Source organism: Gordonia sp. NPDC058843 (assembly GCF_042743165.1).
Taxonomy (GTDB): Bacteria; Actinomycetota; Actinomycetes; order Mycobacteriales; family Mycobacteriaceae; genus Gordonia.
Map to the genome: position 1 here is coordinate 14,153 of NZ_JBHYNC010000059.1, position 16,070 is coordinate 30,222.

The 16,070-nt window shown below is 68.7% G+C and carries 15 protein-coding genes; 10 read left to right on the forward strand and 5 right to left on the reverse strand.

Translation table 11 applies throughout. The features are described from left to right. Positions 1-21: 21 nt before the first annotated feature. Positions 22-321, forward strand: a complete 300-nt coding sequence (gene groES / locus ACFW3F_RS23700) for a co-chaperone GroES (protein WP_004019185.1) — start codon at positions 22-24, stop codon at positions 319-321. A gap of 135 nt (positions 322-456) precedes the next feature. Continuing rightward, the gene (gene groL, locus ACFW3F_RS23705) at positions 457-2,073 is read left to right on the forward strand and encodes a chaperonin GroEL (protein ID WP_388061848.1); all 1,617 of its coding nucleotides are present in this window, start codon (positions 457-459) and stop codon (positions 2,071-2,073) included. A 101-nt stretch (positions 2,074-2,174) separates the two neighbouring features. Here the strand turns inward: groL and ACFW3F_RS23710 are convergent, their stop codons facing one another. Further along, the gene (locus tag ACFW3F_RS23710) at positions 2,175-2,471 is read right to left on the reverse strand and encodes a WhiB family transcriptional regulator (protein ID WP_388061850.1); all 297 of its coding nucleotides are present in this window, start codon (positions 2,469-2,471) and stop codon (positions 2,175-2,177) included. 415 nt (positions 2,472-2,886) lie between these two features. On the opposite strand from ACFW3F_RS23710, the gene ACFW3F_RS23715 reads away from it, so the two are divergent. The 3 genes from ACFW3F_RS23715 (at position 2,887) to ACFW3F_RS23725 (ending at position 5,657) form a co-directional block, all read left to right on the forward strand. Next, complete coding sequence (locus tag ACFW3F_RS23715; protein ID WP_388061852.1) at positions 2,887-3,846, forward strand: hypothetical protein; 960 nt, start codon at positions 2,887-2,889, stop codon at positions 3,844-3,846. Positions 3,847-4,021: 175 nt separating this feature from the next. Then, a complete protein-coding gene (locus ACFW3F_RS23720; RefSeq protein ID WP_388061853.1) occupies positions 4,022-4,609 on the forward strand; it encodes a sigma-70 family RNA polymerase sigma factor in 588 nt (195 codons plus the stop codon). Beyond that, positions 4,593-5,657 carry an anti-sigma-D factor RsdA gene (locus ACFW3F_RS23725; protein ID WP_388061855.1) on the forward strand — a complete coding sequence of 355 codons (1,065 nt, stop codon included), beginning with the start codon at positions 4,593-4,595 and terminating at the stop codon, positions 5,655-5,657. Before ACFW3F_RS23720 ends, ACFW3F_RS23725 begins: the two co-directional genes overlap by 17 nt. Before the next feature lie 114 nt (positions 5,658-5,771). Here the strand turns inward: ACFW3F_RS23725 and ACFW3F_RS23730 are convergent, their stop codons facing one another. Next, on the reverse strand, positions 5,772-6,161 hold the full coding sequence (locus tag ACFW3F_RS23730) for a DUF5319 domain-containing protein (RefSeq protein WP_388061857.1): 390 nt from the start codon (positions 6,159-6,161) through the stop codon (positions 5,772-5,774). A 147-nt stretch (positions 6,162-6,308) separates the two neighbouring features. On the opposite strand from ACFW3F_RS23730, the gene guaB reads away from it, so the two are divergent. The 4 genes from guaB (at position 6,309) to ACFW3F_RS23750 (ending at position 12,211) form a co-directional block, all read left to right on the forward strand. After that, positions 6,309-7,820 carry an IMP dehydrogenase gene (gene guaB, locus ACFW3F_RS23735; protein ID WP_388061859.1) on the forward strand — a complete coding sequence of 504 codons (1,512 nt, stop codon included), beginning with the start codon at positions 6,309-6,311 and terminating at the stop codon, positions 7,818-7,820. Between the two features lie 87 nt (positions 7,821-7,907). Continuing rightward, the gene (locus tag ACFW3F_RS23740) at positions 7,908-9,065 is read left to right on the forward strand and encodes a GuaB3 family IMP dehydrogenase-related protein (protein ID WP_388061861.1); all 1,158 of its coding nucleotides are present in this window, start codon (positions 7,908-7,910) and stop codon (positions 9,063-9,065) included. Positions 9,066-9,373: 308 nt separating this feature from the next. Continuing rightward, positions 9,374-11,146: a GMC family oxidoreductase N-terminal domain-containing protein gene (locus tag ACFW3F_RS23745; protein ID WP_388061863.1), complete on the forward strand. Its 1,773-nt coding sequence runs from the start codon at positions 9,374-9,376 to the stop codon at positions 11,144-11,146. A gap of 129 nt (positions 11,147-11,275) precedes the next feature. After that, positions 11,276-12,211 (forward strand): epimerase, encoded by a 936-nt coding sequence (locus ACFW3F_RS23750; protein ID WP_388061865.1) that lies wholly within the window; start codon positions 11,276-11,278, stop codon positions 12,209-12,211. Positions 12,212-12,238: 27 nt separating this feature from the next. Here the strand turns inward: ACFW3F_RS23750 and ACFW3F_RS23755 are convergent, their stop codons facing one another. The 3 genes from ACFW3F_RS23755 to ACFW3F_RS23765 are packed head-to-tail and all read right to left on the reverse strand — an operon-like array spanning position 12,239 to position 14,167. Next, on the reverse strand, positions 12,239-12,841 hold the full coding sequence (locus ACFW3F_RS23755) for an energy-coupling factor transporter transmembrane component T family protein (RefSeq protein ID WP_388061867.1): 603 nt from the start codon (positions 12,839-12,841) through the stop codon (positions 12,239-12,241). After that, complete coding sequence (locus tag ACFW3F_RS23760; protein ID WP_388061869.1) at positions 12,838-13,512, reverse strand: energy-coupling factor ABC transporter ATP-binding protein; 675 nt, start codon at positions 13,510-13,512, stop codon at positions 12,838-12,840. Before ACFW3F_RS23760 ends, ACFW3F_RS23755 begins: the two co-directional genes overlap by 4 nt. 22 nt (positions 13,513-13,534) lie before the next feature. Continuing rightward, the gene (locus ACFW3F_RS23765) at positions 13,535-14,167 is read right to left on the reverse strand and encodes a biotin transporter BioY (RefSeq protein ID WP_388061871.1); all 633 of its coding nucleotides are present in this window, start codon (positions 14,165-14,167) and stop codon (positions 13,535-13,537) included. Between the two features lie 160 nt (positions 14,168-14,327). Between ACFW3F_RS23765 and guaA the strand changes: the two genes are divergently transcribed. Beyond that, entirely contained in the window at positions 14,328-15,875 is a 1,548-nt protein-coding gene (gene guaA / locus ACFW3F_RS23770; RefSeq protein WP_388061873.1) for a glutamine-hydrolyzing GMP synthase, read from the forward strand. The last annotated feature ends 195 nt before the right edge of the window (positions 15,876-16,070 follow it).

Genomic DNA, 16,070 nt, shown 5'->3' on the forward strand with positions numbered 1-16,070 from the left:
CGAAAGTTGAGGACTCACATCGTGGCGAGCGTGAACATCAAGCCGCTTGAGGACAAGATCCTGGTGCAGGCCGTCGAGGCCGAGACGACCACCGCCTCGGGCCTGGTCATCCCGGACTCCGCCAAGGAGAAGCCGCAGGAAGGCACCGTCATCGCCGTGGGCGAGGGCCGGGTCACCGAGCAGGGCAACCGCGTCCCCGTGGACGTGAAGGAAGGTGACACCGTCATCTACAGCAAGTACGGCGGCACCGAGATCAAGTACGCCGGCGAGGAATACCTGATCCTCTCGGCACGCGACGTCCTCGCCGTCATCGGCAAGTAGGACCGGTACTCCAGAACTCCGGCCGAGTTAGACCCCGCGAGCCCTTCTCGCGTCTCACACCGCCCCGGCTCCCCGTGCAGGGGTACCGGGGCGGTGTGCGTTGCGCGGACCGGCTCCCGTTGAAGAAAGTGATTCATGGCCAAGCAGATTGAATTCAACGAAACCGCGCGACGGGCGCTCGAGCGAGGTATCGACCAGCTCGCCGACACCGTGAAGGTCACCCTCGGCCCACGCGGACGGCATGTGGTCCTCGCCAAGGCCTTCGGCGGACCGAGTGTCACCAACGACGGCGTCACCATCGCTCGCGACATCGAGCTCGACGATCCGTTCGAGAACCTCGGCGCCCAGCTGGTGAAGTCCGTCGCCACCAAGACCAACGACGTCGCGGGCGACGGCACCACCACCGCAACGGTTCTCGCACAGGCGATGGTCAAGGCAGGCCTCCGCAACGTGGCCGCCGGGTCCAACCCGATCGCCCTCGGGCTCGGCATCAGCAAGGCTTCCGAAGCGCTCAGTGAGGCACTGCTCGCCGCCGCAACCCCCGTTGCGGGCGAACAGTCCATCGCCCAGATCGCCACCGTCTCCTCCCGTGACGAGGAGATCGGCGAGATGGTCGGCAAGGCGATGACCGTGGTGGGCGCCGATGGTGTCGTCACCGTCGAGGAGAGCTCGGGTCTGAGCACCGATCTCGAGATCACCGAGGGCGTCCAGTTCGACAAGGGCTTCCTCTCGCCGTACTTCGTCACCGACATCGACAGCCAGGAAGCGGTCCTCGAGGACGCGCTCGTCTTGCTCTACCGCGACAAGATCAGCTCCCTGCCGGAGTTCCTGCCGCTGCTGGAGAAGGTCGTCGAAGCGGGCAAGTCGCTGCTGATCGTGGCCGAGGACGTCGAGGGCGAGCCGCTGTCGACCCTCGTCGTGAACTCGATCCGCAAGACGATCCGCGCCGTCGCGGTCAAGGCGCCGTTCTTCGGCGACCGCCGCAAGGCGTTCCTGGAGGACCTCGCCATCGTCACCGGCGGAACAGTGGTCTCCTCCGACATCGGCCTGAGCCTGTCGACGGTCGGTCTCGAGGTGCTCGGCTCGGTCCGTCGCGTCGTCGTCACCAAGGACGCCACCACCCTCGTCGAGGGTGCGGGCACCAAGGATGCGATCGCGGACCGATCGGCCCAGCTGCGTCGGGAGATCGAGCAGTCCGACTCCGATTGGGACAAGGAGAAGCTCGCCGAGCGCCTGGCGAAGCTCTCCGGTGGGGTGGCCGTCATCCGTGTGGGTGCGGCCACCGAGACCGCGCTCAAGGAGCGCAAGCACCGCGTCGAGGATGCCGTCGCAGCGGCCAAGGCCGCCGTCGAAGAGGGGATCATCCCCGGCGGTGGCTCGGCCATCGTGCAGGCGGCGAAGAAGCTCGACGCTCTGGCCGAGTCGCTGACCGGCGACGAGGCGCTGGGCGTGCGGGTCGTGCGCGACGCCGCCAAGGCGCCGCTGTTCTGGATCGCGGCCAACGCGGGTCTCGACGGCGCCGTGGTGGTCGACAAGGTCGCGAGTGGCACCGACGGTTCGGGCTTCAACGCCGCGAGCCTGTCGTACGGCGACCTCGTCGCCGAGGGCATCATCGATCCGGTGAAGGTGACCCGTTCCGCGGTCGTCAACGCCGCCTCGGTGGCCCGGATGGTGCTCACCACCGAGACCGCCGTCGTGGACCAGCCGGCCGACGAGCCGGCCGGCCATGCCGGTCACGGTCACGCGCACTGACGTAGACCCTCGAGGTCGCGTAGCCGACGAACACGAGAGCCGGGCATCCTTCGCGGATGCCCGGCTCTCGTCTCTGTCCGGTGCGCTCGACGCCCTTGGCCTCAGCTGGCCATCCGACGGCCGACGCCGCGCTTCATCAGCATGCTGCGCTCGGATTCGGAGAGGCCGCCCCAGATGCCGTACGGCTCCGCCACCGCGAGGGCGTGCTCCCGGCACTGCGCGATGACCGGGCACTGATGGCACATCTCCTTGGCCCGCCGCTCGCGCTGCGCTCGGGCGCGGCCGCGTTCGCCGTCCGGATGGAAGAACATCGACGAGTCGACGCCGCGGCAGAGTCCTGACATTTGCCAGTCCCAGATGTCAGCGTTGGGGCCGGGGAGATGATCGGGCTGAGGCATGACAGCTACTCCTTGTCGTGGGCCGCACCGAGGTGCTCGGTGAGAAACGTCGATTTCCTGCAACGCTGAACTCACATTAAGCGGGCCTGAGAAATGACGTCAATAGGCCCAGAATGGGACAGGATTGCCGCGAAAGTCTCAGAAATGTTAACGGCGGGTTAGGCGCTCACCGCCGGTTAGCACAGCTGTCGCGCGCCGCGCGGGTCCCCCCCGAGTGCCGTGGCTGCAACCCGTTTGACCTGCATCTTAGATGTGCAGGGCGTACCCTTTCCCGGGTATGTCGAACCCCGGGGTGTGGTGACGTCGATCCCGTCGATTTACACGGCGGAAATCTTCCGATGATGCACCCGTGATCTGTCCAGAGAATTAACGTTGGGAATCGTTCGTTAAATTCATGCAAACCGAAAAAGATCGAGTGATCAAGAACACCTCCACGTCGCTCGACAGCGGCCCTGAGCTGCGTCGACACGAGCCCACGCGGTCCGGGGCGACTCCGCTCCTGCGAGCCTGGACCGAGGCCGTCGAGTCAGGTGGGCGCGGGGACTACGCCCGTGCGCTCACCGGGCTCACCGCGTTGGAGCGGAGAATCCGTCCGCCGTCGGCCCCGTCGGCGCGTCCCGGTCCGGATGTCGCACTGCTGTCGCTGTGTCAGAGCACCCGGGCCTCGCTGATGCGTCAGGCCGGGCGCCACCGCATCGCGCACGGGATCGACGGCCGGTCCCTCCTCACCGTCGGCCTACCGGACGACCGGGCCTCGACGGTCCGGGCGACCCACGACGCGGTCGAGGTCTCCCTGAGCCGCGCCGCGATCGCCGACGGACTCATCGGACTGGCGGCCGACAATCTCGGTCTGCTCAGGTTCGGCGCCGCACGCCGCCTGCTCGACCGGGCTCGGTCGGTCCTCGACCGCGCGGCCGGTTCGTCACCCGGAGCCGCCCGCGATGGCTGGTCGTGGCGGCCGGCGGAGGCGGACTGGGCGACGGCCACGCGCTGCCGACTGCGTTGGGAATGGGTGAGCGCCGAGCTCGGTCTCTATCGCGGCGACGTCGCGACCGGACTCGAGCACGCCCGTTCGGGGGCCCTGCTGATCCGGGAGATGGACGATGCGGGGACCCCCGTCCCGCCCCGGCATCGCATCAAGACCGAGCTGATCGCCGGGGCCGCCACCGCCGGCAGCGGGGATCTCAACGGCGCGGCGACCGTCGCGCGGGACGTTGCCGCCGACGCTCGCGACCACGGACTCCTTCCTCTGGAGTGGGCGGCCACGAGCCTGCTGCTGGGGACGGGGGCCGCGTCCGAGGACGACGCCGCGCGCCACCGACGGCTGCGCGCCACGCTGATCGGCAAGGGCATGGCGCTGCTACCCGAGGGGTGATCGCTAAGGTGTGTTGGGGTCTGCCACGTCATCGCCGCCGGAGACGTCGCCGGAACGCTGCTCTTGCCAGCGATCCACGACGGTCGCCACCGGCGGCGTCACCGTGCTGGGGCCCGGACCAGGACTGGCGGCTAGGCCGGTTGGCCGATCTGTAACACGGGGATTCCTACACGCGATGAAGTTGACAGGTGGTGAGTTGAACGACGCCGTCCGGGCCGCGGGCCAGGGCGATCGTGCCGCTCTCACGTCAGTTCTCGAAAGTGTGCAAGAGCCGATCCTGCGCTACTGCCGAGGACGCATCGGGGTCGGGGAACGTCATCTGTTCTCCGCCGACGACATCGCGCAGGAGGCATTGATGGCGGTGATGACCGCGTTGCCCCGTTATCGGGACCAGGGCAAGCCGTTCATGGCCTTCGTCTACGGCATCGCGTCGCACAAGGTTGCCGACGCCATGCGGGTGGCGGCGCGGGTGAAGTCGGACCCGGTCGAGGAGATCCCTGAGGTCTCGCACGCCCCCGGTGGCCCCGAGCAGTTCGCCATCGATGCCGACGGCAGCAGGCGGATGAGAGCACTGCTGAGCATCCTGCCCGAGAAACAGCGCGAGGTTCTGGTCCTGCGGCTGATCGTCGGGATGTCGGCCGAAGAGACCGCCCAGGCGATCGGCAGCACCGCGGGAGCGGTACGCGTCGCCCAGCACCGGGCACTGGCGAAGTTGAAAGACGAGTTGAGACGGACAGGAGGTCACGATGAGCGGACAGTCTGATTGGCGTAGACGCCGTGTCGCCGGCGGTGACCAGCCGCATCGACCCGGCCAACCACCGACTCATCGGCGCGCGCCCGGTTCGAGCGGTCCGGCACCTGCCGGACCCCGTCCCCTGGGTCCGGTGTCGCCCGGAGCCGATCCCGGGTTCGATCCCACTGCCGACGATGCACTGGATCTCTCCGAGGTCAACTTCGACGAGAACTTCCTCGACGCACTCACCCGGGACGTCCCCGTGCCGACCCGGGACTCCGCCGAGTACCGGCTGGCCGAGATGCTGTCGGGCTGGCGGTCGGAGATCGTGTCCACCCCGGAGCCCGAGCTGGTGTCCGTCGACGATGTCGAGCGGGCGATCGGGACCACCGAGCGGGCGAGTCGCGGACGGCGGATGGTGCGTCACCTCCGCGTCGTGTCGGGCGCGGCCGCGATCGTCATCGTCGCCGCTGCCGGTCTGACCGTGCTCTCCGAGGGTTCGCAACCCGGTGACCCGCTCTGGGGCATCAAGCAGGTCGTGTTCTCCGAGGCCGCGTCGCAGACGCAGGCGGCGCACGACGTCCGTACCAACCTCGAGCGTGCCGAGGCCGCGATCGCGGCGGGAGATCCGGTCGCTGCGGCCGGGCTGCTCGCCGAGGCACGGGAACGCATGGGTCCCATGGGGGACACCGAGATGCGCGACGAGATGACCGACTGGATGAACCGCATCCGTGCGGGCGCGGGCCTGCCGGCCGAGACCACTGATCCCGCGCCGTCGACCGGTGAGGAGCAGACGGTCACCACCGAGCCGACCCGACCCGATCTCCGGAGCAGCGAGGACGAGCCCTCATCGCCCGACGGATCGACCCCGCCCGGTGACGGATCCGACGGACCCACCACGCCGTCCGAGCAGACGAGTGAGCCATCGGTACCGTCCTCGGTCCCGTCGTCGAGCGAGCCGGCGCAGCCGTCGACGCCGACCTCGAGCACCAAGGTCACGCGCTACCCGGCCGAGTTCCCCGAGATCCCGTGGACACCGCCACCCGGTGTGGACGCATCGGGTCGGCCGATCGGCTGACCCGACGCCACCACGACGACGTACGAGTGAGGCCCTGCACCGAATCGGTGCAGGGCCTCACTCGTGTGGTCTGGCAGGCGGCTCGCCAGCGGGGTCGACGAGCTGTCTCGGCCGTCAGCGTTCGTCGTCGAGATGACTACGTGCGTCGGCGTAGCCGCGGCAGTAGTCCCAGGTGACGTAGGCATCCGGGCGGGGATCGACCGCCGGCTCATGGGGTCGGACGGTACCGTCGATGAGAAGCTGGATCAGGTTGGCGCGCAGCATGTCCCAGTCGTGATAGTGGTCTTCGTGGCAGTCCTCGCAGACAACGACGAGGCCGCGGACACCGCGAGTGGCCAGCAGTGCCTCGTAGAGCGCGAGATCGGCGAGATCTTCTTCGACCGCGAGCCGTTCGTTCTCGTCCAGCGGAATACCCGGCTCCACACTGTCCAGTGCGGATGCGGGATCGCTGGGGTCATCGGCGAACGGATCCGGCGGGAGGCCGGGTGGAAGGTGGTCACGCACCTCACCACCGTAGCCGATCCGCAGCGCGTCCCGCCGCAGGCATTCACCGGCCTCGGCGCACGTGGTACGAGTGGGTCGGGCGGCCTCACCGGCACCAAGACGCCTGTGTGACGATCGCCGCATCAGGGATGTCGATACGATGGTCCGATGACTGCTGTTCGTACCGGTGGAGACGATCCCGGCAAGGTCGCGATGCTCGGCCTGACCTTCGACGACGTCCTGTTGCTTCCCTCGGCGTCGGACGTGATCCCCAGCGAGGTGGACTCCTCGTCACGGGTGACCAAGAACGTGACGCTGCGGGTCCCGCTGGTGAGTTCGGCGATGGACACCGTGACCGAGTCCCGGATGGCGATCGCGATGGCGCGTGCCGGCGGCATGGGCGTCCTGCACCGCAACCTCTCGATCGAGGAGCAGGCCGGTCAGGTCGAGACCGTCAAGCGCTCCGAGGCAGGCATGGTCACCGATCCGGTCACCTGCACGCCGTCCCACACGCTCGCCGAGGTCGACGCGATGTGTGCGCGCTACCGCATCTCCGGCCTCCCGGTCGTCGACGACAAGGGTGAGCTCGTCGGCATCATCACCAACCGCGACATGCGGTTCGAGGTCGACCAGAGCCGCCCGGTCGCCGAGGTCATGACCAAGGCGCCGCTCATCACCGCCCAGGAGGGGGTCTCCGCGGAGGCCGCGCTGGGGCTGCTGCGCCGGCACAAGATCGAGAAGCTGCCGATCGTCGACGGCAACGGACGCCTGACCGGACTCATCACCGTCAAGGACTTCGTCAAGACCGAGCAGCACCCGCTCGCGACCAAGGACTCCGACGGACGGTTGCTCGTCGGCGCGGCCGTCGGAACCGGCGACCCGCAGTGGGACCGGGCGATGGCGCTGGCCGATGCGGGCGCGGACGTGATCATCGTCGACACCGCCCACGCGCACAACCGGCTCGTGCTCGACATGGTGGCCAAGCTGAAGGCCGAGGTCGGCGACCGGGTGGACGTGGTCGGCGGCAACGTGGCGACCCGCGAGGCCGCGCAGGCCCTGGTCGATGCCGGCGCCGATGCGGTCAAGGTCGGTGTCGGGCCGGGTTCGATCTGCACCACCCGTGTCGTGGCAGGCGTCGGTGCTCCACAGATCACCGCCATCCTCGAAGCCGTGGCGGTCTGCCAGAAGGCCGGCGTCCCCGTGATCGCCGACGGCGGTCTGCAGTACTCCGGCGACATCGCCAAGGCGCTCGCCGCCGGTGCGTCGACCGCCATGCTCGGGTCGCTGCTGGCGGGTACCGCCGAGGCCCCCGGCGAACTGGTCCTCGTCAACGGCAAGCAGTTCAAGAGCTACCGCGGCATGGGCTCGCTCGGCGCGATGCAGGGGCGCGGGCAGGCGAAGTCGTACTCCAAGGACCGCTACTTCCAGGACGACGTCCTGAAGGAGGAGAAGCTGGTTCCCGAGGGCATCGAGGGGCGCGTGCCGTTCCGCGGCCCGTTGTCCCAGGTCATCCACCAGCTGGTCGGCGGTCTGCGTGCTGCCATGGGTTACACCGGCGCGTCGACGATCGCGGATCTGCAGACCGCGCGGTTCGTGCAGATCACCGCGGCGGGACTCAAGGAATCCCATCCGCACGACATCACGCTGACCGCCGAGGCTCCCAACTACTATTCCCGCTGAACTCCCCGACGCCGTTCCCGCCGGATTCGTCCGGCGGGCCAGGCCGTAGGGTCGTTGTGCAGCTGAACCCCGCAGAAAGGCGCCGTGGTGCGTGACCTCGTCGAAATCGGCATGGGCCGGACAGCCCGACGGACCTACGAACTGGGGGACATCAGCATCGTTCCCTCCCGTCGGACCCGTTCGTCCAAGGACGTCTCCACCGCATGGCAGATCGATGCCTATCGGTTCTCCTCGCCGATCCTGAGTCACCCGACCGATGCCCTGGTGTCGCCGTCGGTCGCGATCGAGCTCGGCAAGCTCGGTGCGCTCGGCGTTCTGAACGGTGAGGGGCTGTGGGCCCGCCACCGAGACGTCGAGGCGAAGATCGAGGAACTGGTCGCGATCGCGACGGACGACCCGGATCCATATGCGGCGGTTCGGCATCTGCAGAAGCTGCACTCGGCTCCGCTCGACAGCGGACTGCTGGGCGAGGCGGTGGCCCGGGTTCGCGAGGCCGGTGTCACCACCGCCGTCCGCGTCAGCCCGCAGCACGCGCCGGAACTGACCCCGGCGCTGCTGGCTGCCGGGGTGGAGATCCTGGTGGTGCACGGCACGATCATCTCGGCGGAACACGTTTCGCAGGTCGACGCCGACGGCACCGAGCGTGAACCGTTGAACCTCAAGACCTTCATCGCCGACCTCGACGTGCCCGTCATCGCGGGCGGCGTGCACGACCACCGCACCGCGCTGCACCTGATGCGGACGGGCGCGGCGGGCGTGATCGTCGGCTACGGGTCGGCCGCCGGAGCCACCACGACGGGCGAGGTACTCGGCATCGGCGTCCCGATGGCGACCGCGATCGCCGATGCCGCCGCCGCGCGTCGTGACTACCTGGACGAGACGGGCGGTCGCTACGTCCACGTCATCGCCGACGGCGACATCCACAGCTCGGGCGACCTGGTCAAGGCGATCGCCTGTGGAGCCGATGCCGCGGTGCTCGGCACATCACTTGCCACCACGAATTCGGCGCCCGGCAAGGGCTGGTATTGGCCGTCGGCCGCAGCTCACCCGGACACACCGCGCGGGGCGCTCCTGCAGGTCGCCGCGGGCGAGGATCGTCCGAGCCTCGACCGTGTCCTCAACGGGCCGTCCGACGATCCGTACGGCGAGCTGAACGTCGTCGGCGCGCTGCGTCGGGCCATGGCGAAGGCGGGCTACTGCGACCTGAAGGAATTCCAGCGCGTGGGGCTGTCTGTCCGCGGCTGATCGACCCCGGGATCCCTGAGGTGCGAGCGTGCGAGTGCAGCCCTGCGCGCCCTGAGGTGCGAGGAGCGCAAGCGACGAGCCTCGAAGGGCCTGGTGAGACACGTTGCGAGACCCTTCGTGGCTCGCTTCGCTCGCACCTCAGGGAGCATGGATTTCGGACACTCACGAGTGTTCTTTCGTGGTCCACGACGGCCGCTAGGCCGCAGATACTGAGGTGCGAGCGTGCGAGTGCAGCCCTGCGCTCCCTGAGGTCGCGTCTCGACGGGTTAGGGTGACCTGGGTCTCTTTACGTGACAATGCGCGTTAGTATGGTCGCCATGGGATTCGACAAGCCGACCGACACCGACTTCGACGTTCTGATCGTCGGGTCCGGTTTCGGAGGCAGCGTCAGCGCGCTGCGACTGGTGGAGAAGGGCTATCGCGTCGGGGTGGTCGAGGCGGGGCGACGTTTCGAGGACGCGGACTTCGCCAAGACCAGCTGGCGTCTGAACCGCTGGTTGTGGGCCCCGAAGCTGGGCCTGTACGGCATCCAGCGCATCCACGCGCTCAAGGACGTGATGATCCTGGCCGGGGCGGGGGTCGGCGGGGGTTCGCTGAACTACGCCAACACCTTGTACAAGCCCCCGACGCCGTTCTTCACCGATCCCCAGTGGAACCACATCACCGACTGGGAGGACGAGCTCGGTCCGTACTACGACCAGGCCCGCCGGATGCTGGGTGTGGTGCAGAACCCGACGGTCACGGCCTCCGATCGGGTGGTCGCCGAAGTCGCTGCCGAGATGGGTGTCGGCGACACGGTCACCCCGACTCCGGTCGGCGTGTTCTTCGGTGCGAAGACGGGGCTGTCCGGGGCTCCCGGCGAGACCGTCGCCGACCCGTACTTCGGCGGTGCGGGCCCGGATCGGACCGCCTGCACCGAATGCGGTGCATGCATGACCGGCTGCCGGGTGGGTGCCAAGAACACCCTGCTGAAGAACTACCTCGGTCTCGCGGAACGCAACGGCGCCAGCATCATCGACCGCACCACGGTGGACTCGTTGCGCCGGCGTGCCGACGGTGTGTGGGAGGTGGGCACACATCACTCGTCGTCGTGGGGGCCGCTCGGGCGTCGCCGGCGCACGATCACCGCGGGTCAGGTGATCCTGGCGGCCGGCACGTTCAACACCCAGCGACTGTTGCATCACGCGAAACGCGGTACGCTGCCGGAGATCTCGGACGCGATGGGTCGGCTCACGCGGACCAACTCGGAGTCGATCCTCGGTGCGATGGGTTCGCGGATCGACCCGGAGAACGACTACTCGCGTGGCGTCGCGATCACCTCGTCGTTCTATCCCGCGCCGAACACCCACATCGAGCCGGTCCGGTACGGCAAGGGCTCCAATGCCATTGCGTACCTGCAGACCCTGCTCACTGACGGCGGAACCAGGCGCAACCGGTTCGGTCAGTTCGCTCGACAGGTCGCCCGCAACCCGTTCCTGCTGGTGCGGTTGCTCGTGGTGCGCCAGTGGAGCGAGCGGACCGTCATCGCGCTCGTCATGCAGAACAACAACAATTCACTCACCACGTTCGTCCGCAAGCGTGGACCGTTGCGGTACGTCACCAGCAAGCAGGGCCACGGTGAGCCGAATCCGACGTGGATTCCGGAGGGCAACGAGGCAACGCGTCGGATCGCGTCGAAACTGAACGGCGGCGTCGCCGGCGGAACCTGGGGCGACATCGTCAACATGCCGCTCACCGCGCACTATCTGGGCGGGTGCGCGATCTCCGACGACCCGGACAACGGTGTCATCGATCCATACCAGCGCGTGTGGAACTACCCGACGCTGCACATCGCCGACGGTGCGTCGGTGTCGGCGAACCTCGGTGTCAATCCGTCGCTGACGATCTGCGCACAGGCCGAGCGCGCGGCTGCACTGTGGCCGAACAAGGGGGAACGGGATCAGCGCCCGGCACAGGGTGACCCGTACCGCCGGATCGAGCCGACGACGCCGAGGTCGCCGGTCGTCCCGGCCGACGCGCCGGGCGCACTGCGATTGCCGATCATCCCCATCACGCCGATCACCGCCCAGCGGATCTCGTAGCAACAGTGCGCAGACAGTGCGCACCGTGACTACGAGATCCCGGCGACTACGAGATCCCGGCGACTACGAGATCCCGGCCTACAGCGTCGGCGGGTAGTGTCGTCGTGCATTGCCGAACGGGGGAGACGCATGTCGGGCACAGAATCGCTGACCGTGGTGTTGGCGGGCGGAAGTGGTTCGCTGGGAACGCATCTGGCGACCGATCTCGCCGCGCGCGGTCACCATCCGGTCAACCTGACGCGACGGATCGATCCGTCCTCGCCCTTCGAGCAGGTGGTCTGGGACGGCAAGACCCAGGGCGACTGGGCCGAGGCGCTGGCCGCGGATCGTCCGACGGCGGTGGTGAACCTCGCGGGCAAGCTCGTGGACTGTCGCCCCACCGACGCCAACATCGCCGCGCTGCGGAGCAGTCGGGTCGATGCGACTCGCGCCCTCGTCGTCGCCTCTCAGGCGCGGTCGTCCCCGATCTCGTACTGGTTGCAGTCCAGCACGACGGCGATCTGGAGCGACGCGGGTGACCGGTGGTGCACGGAGTCGACGCCGGTGCCCGTCGGCCTGCCACAGATGACCGGCGTCGCGCAGCCGTGGGAGGACGCGGTGGACGGCGCGAACGCCGATCACCTGACCGTGCTGCGTACGTCGATCGTCCTGGACCCGGATGCCCCCGCCATGCGCCGGCTCGCCGGCCTGACGAGATTCGGGCTCGGCGGACGGGTCGGCAACGGCCGGCAGTGGTTCAGCTGGATTCACATCGACGACTGGCTCGCCATCGCCCGCGCGGCGATGCGCGTCGACGACGCGGTGTCCCTGCCCGACGGTGTCGTCGTCGCGGCCAGTCCGAATCCGGTGCGCAACGCCGAACTCATGGCGATGCTGCGCGCGGAGATCGGACGTCCGCCGGCGCCGCCGACGCCGTCCTGGTTGCTGAAACTCGGTGCGGTGGTGTTGCGTACGGACCCGGCACTCGGACTCACGGGACGCCGCGCGCGGTCGGATGTCCTGGCCGACGCCGGGTTCCGGTTCCGCTTCCCCCGACTCGAGGACGCACTCTCGGAACTGCTCTGAGTCGTCGTCCGACGGCGGGGCGGGGAGTCAGTCCAGTCCGCGCGCGGTCAGGGTGTCGGCGAAGCCGTCGGCGGTCCGCAGGGCGGCGAGCACGACGGGAGCGACGAGGATGCGCGGACCGGGTCGTAATCCGCGTGCTTTCCGGGCCTCGTCGACCTCTCGTACCACCTCGACCATCAGCGGGATCGCCCGGATGGTCAGCGCCAGTGCGAGGGCGATGAGGTCGACGCGCACCCCGAAGCGGGCCAGGGGGTGCAGGGCGCGGACGATCGTGTCGAGCATGTCCGTGGTGCGGGTGGTCAGCGAGACGACCGCCGCGAGCGCGACCGACAGCGCGAGAACGCCACAGATCACCACCGCCCGTCGCCAATCGGTGAAGACGACCTGGAACGCGAAGATGAACAGCAGCAGCCACGCCAGCGGTCGCAGCTGTCGCCAGGCCTCGCGCGGCCCGATGCCCGCCAGTGCGTAGATCACGGCCACCCCGAGGGTCGCGACCCCGAGGGCGGTGAGTGATCGCACCGTCAGCGAGAGGACGAGGATCAGCACCCCCATCGCGACGAACTTGACGCCGGCCGGTGTGCGGTGCAGCAGGGTGTTGCCGGGGCGGTAGACACCGAGGACGTTCACGACATGAGCTTCCGATAGGCCGCGATCGCGGGGCCCGGTTCGTCGTCGGCGACCACGCGGCCGTCGTCGATGACGATGACCCGGTCGAAGCCGGTGAGGATGTCGAGGTCGTGGCTGACGACGACGAGTTGCTCGTCGAGCGTGGCGAACACGTCGGTGAGCATGCGGGTGTTGCGCAGGTCGAGCAGGGTCGTGGGTTCGTCGGCGACGATGATCGCCGGGTCGGTCACGAAGATCGAGGCCAAGGCGAGGAGCTGCTTCTGACCGCCCGAGAGGCGCTGCGCGGGGTGGTCGGCGTGGTCACCGAGTCCGAACCGCGCGAGCACCTCGCGGGCTCGATCGGCGCGCGCCGCCTTGTCCAGATCGGTTCGGCGAAGCGACAGTTCGATGTCCTCGCGGACCGTCGGCATGATTATCTGGCGGTCCGGATCGGAGAAGATGAATCCCACCCGGCGCCGGACCTCGCGCTTGTTCTTCGCGACCGGGAGTCCGTCGACGGTGACCGTCCCGGTGTCGGGGACGACGAGCGCGTTGATCATCCGCGCGAGCGTCGACTTGCCGCTCCCGTTGGCTCCGACGATCCCGATCCTGTTCTCCGACAGGGTGAGCGAGACGTCACGCAGTACGACGCGACCGTCGTAGGCGTGTGAGACGTCCTCGAACTCGATCATCGGCGGCCGGGCGGTGGCGGGTTCAGGCGCCGGGGGCGTCGCCGCGCCGCGTCAACCGCATCGGTGTGATGAGTCCCGGCCGACCCCGATGGACCTGTGCGGCGACGAGTGCGGCGATCACGACTTTCGCGATGTCGCCGGGGATGAACGGCCCGTTGGAGGAGAGCGCGGCCCACACCGTCAGGTCGGTGCGCAGGAGGAGGCCCACGATCCCGCACAGGTACAGCACGCCGATGCCGCCGAGAGCGTTGATGCCGATGCCCCACAGCACCTTGTACCGGGGTGTGGGGCCGACGCCGAGCATCAACGCGGTCAGCACCCCGATCACGATGACGGCGGGCAGGAAGCCGACGAAGAAGCCTGCGGTCGGCGACGACAGGGCGGTGTAACCGTTGCGGCCGCCGGCGAGGATCGGCAACCCGGCGATCGCCAGCACCATGAAGAGGACGACCGCGAGGGTCCCCTTCTTGGGGCCGAGGACCGCGCCGGCGAGGATCACGCCCAGCGACTGGAGGGTGATCGGCACGCCGCTGGTGCCGATGTTGATGGTGCCCGGGAGTCCGAGCGCGGCGATCAGCGCGGCGAACACGGCGGCCTGGGTGAGGTCGCCGATGCTCAGCGACCAGCGATGGGGGGTTTCCGGCGATGCAGTCATGTCGATTGCGGAGTATTTCACGTGGGGATCGCGGGGCCGCACCCGCCGGGCGGGGTGACCAGGTGCGGGCGCCGGTCCGCCCACTAGACTCGGCCCGGTGACAGACACTTCTTCTGCGAACTCGTCCTCAGCCGAGGATTTCCTCGAGGGCCCGCGGCCGGTGCTCGTCGTCGACTTCGGTGCGCAGTACGCGCAGCTGATCGCCCGCCGGGTCCGCGAGGCGCGGATCTACTCCGAGGTGATCTCACACGACGCCTCGATCGAGAAGATCCAGGAGAAGGACCCGGTCGCGATCATCCTGTCGGGCGGTCCGTCGTCGGTGTACGCCGCCGACGCGCCCGACCTCGATCCCGCCCTGTTCGACCTCGATGTCCCGGTGTTCGGCATCTGCTACGGCTTCCAGGCCATGGCCGACAAGCTCGGCGGCGAGGTCGCCAACACCGGCGGGCGCGAGTTCGGCCGCACAACGCTCACGACCAACGGCGAAGGCGTTCTCCACCAGGGTCTCTCCGACACCCAGCCGGTGTGGATGAGCCACAACGACGCCGTCCAGAGTCCACCCGAGGGGTTCACGGTGACCGGGTCGACGCCCGGCGCGCCGGTCGCGTCCTTCGAGAATCTGAAGCGCCGCATGGCCGGCGTGCAGTATCACCCCGAGGTGCTGCACACGCCGCACGGCCAGCAGATCCTCACGCGCTTCCTCTACGAGATCGCCGGCCTCGAGGCCACCTGGACCGCCGCCAACATCGCCGATGCGCTCATCGACGCGGTCGCCGATCAGATCGGCGACGGCCGGGCCATCTGCGGGCTCTCCGGCGGCGTGGACTCCGCGGTCGCGGCGGCACTGGTGCAGCGAGCCATCGGAGATCGTCTGACATGCGTCTTCGTCGACCACGGGCTCCTGCGTGCCGGTGAACGTGAGCAGGTGCAGCACGACTTCGTGGGTGCGACCGGCGCCAAACTGGTGACGGTCGATGCCGCCGACACCTTCATGCGCGAGCTGTCCGGCGTGAGCGATCCCGAGACCAAGCGCAAGATCATCGGCCGGGAGTTCATCCGGTCGTTCGAGGGCGCGGTCAGCGAGGTCCTGGGCGAGGAGGCCGAGGCGGGGGAGAAGGTGGATTTCCTCGTGCAGGGCACGCTCTACCCCGACGTCGTCGAATCCGGCGGCGGCAGCGGGACCGCGAACATCAAGAGCCATCACAACGTCGGCGGTCTGCCCGACGATCTCGAGTTCAGCCTCGTCGAACCCCTGCGCCTGCTCTTCAAGGACGAGGTGCGCGCGGTCGGTCGCGAGCTGGGACTGCCCGAGGAGATCGTCGCGCGACAGCCCTTCCCCGGGCCCGGCCTGGCGATCCGCATCGTCGGTGAGGTCACCGGCGACCGCCTGGAGATGCTGCGCAAGGCCGACCTGATCGCCCGGGAGGAACTCACCGCGGCCGGGCTGGACTCGCAGATCTGGCAGTGCCCGGTGGTGCTGCTCGCCGATGTGCGCAGCGTGGGCGTCCAGGGGGACGGCCGGACCTACGGTCACCCGATCGTCCTGCGCCCGGTGTCGAGCGAGGACGCGATGACCGCGGACTGGACGCGCGTGCCCTACGAGGTGCTCGAGATCATCTCGACCCGCATCACCAACGAGGTGGCCGAGGTCAACCGGGTGGTGCTCGACGTGACGAGCAAGCCACCGGGCACCATCGAGTGGGAATGAGATGAACGACCGAATGGGATGAGCCGTGGAGACCCCTGCTCCGTGATCCGAAGAACCGCATAGCCTCTGGTCCCCTGATCCGAAAGAACCGCATAACCCTTGCTCCCTGAGGTGCGAGGAGCGCAAGCGACGAGCCTCGAAGGGCCTGGTGAGACACGTTGCGAGACCCTTCGTGGCTCGCTTCGCTCGCACCTC